Below are 1,070 nucleotides of genomic sequence, written 5' to 3' on the forward strand. Positions count from 1 at the left end.
GGCAGCAGCGCGTCCGATCACGTCACCAATGTCGGCACGCTGAACCTGACCGGTGTCGAAACCGGCGCGACCGTCGAATACTCGACCGATGGCGGCCATACCTGGAATACCAGCTTCAGCGCCGTCGAAGGCCTGAACGACGTGCAGGTCCGGCAGACCGACATCGCCGGCAATACGTCGTCGGCGACGTCGTTCAGCTTCACGCTCGACACGTCGGCCACCGCCCCCGGTGTCGCCCTGACCACTGACTCCGGCAGCAGCGCGTCCGATCACGTCACCAATGTCGGCACGCTGAACCTGTCCGGCGTCGAAACCGGCGCCACCGTCGAATATTCGACCGACGGCGGTCATACCTGGAGCACCAGCTTCAGCGCCACCGAAGGTCTGAACGACGTGCAGATCCGGCAGACCGACATCGCCGGCAATACGTCGTCGGCGACGTCGTTCAGCTTCACGCTCGATACCTCGGCGGCTGCGCCGGGTGTCGCGCTGACGGTCGATTCGGGCAGCAGTGCGTCCGACCACATCACCAACGTCGGCACGCTGAACCTGTCCGGTGTCGAAACCGGCGCGGTCGTCGAATATTCGACCGATGGCGGCCACACCTGGAGCACCAGTTTCAATGCAACCGAAGGCCTGAACGACGTGCAGGTCCGGCAGATCGACATCGCCGGCAACACCTCCAACCCGACCTCGTTCAGCTTCACGCTCGATACCTCGGCTGCCGCACCCGGTGTCGCACTCACCACCGATTCGGGCAGCAGTGCCTCCGACCACGTCACCAACGTCGGTACGTTGAACCTCACCGGCATCGAAACCGGCGCCACCGTGCAATACAGCGTCGACAATGGCGGCCATTGGAACACCAGCTTCAGCGCCGTCGAAGGCACAAACAACGTGCAGGTTCGCCAGATCGACGTGGCAGGCAATACCTCGGCGGTGACGTCGTTCAGCTTCACGCTCGATACCTCGGCTGCCGCACCCGGTGTCGCACTCACCACCGATTCGGGCAGCAGTGCCTCCGACCACGTCACCAACGTCGGTACGTTGAACCTCACCGGCATCGAAAC

Annotated in this window: 1 protein-coding gene; it reads left to right on the plus strand. The window is 63.8% G+C overall.

Annotated elements, in window-relative coordinates; translation table 11 throughout:
• Window positions 1-1,070, plus strand: a 1,070-nt coding sequence (locus HWY45_RS36240; RefSeq protein ID WP_176118481.1) for an Ig-like domain-containing protein, incomplete at both ends; no start/stop codon positions are given.

The organism is Burkholderia stagnalis (assembly GCF_902830275.1).
Taxonomy (GTDB): Bacteria; Pseudomonadota; Gammaproteobacteria; order Burkholderiales; family Burkholderiaceae; genus Burkholderia; species Burkholderia stagnalis.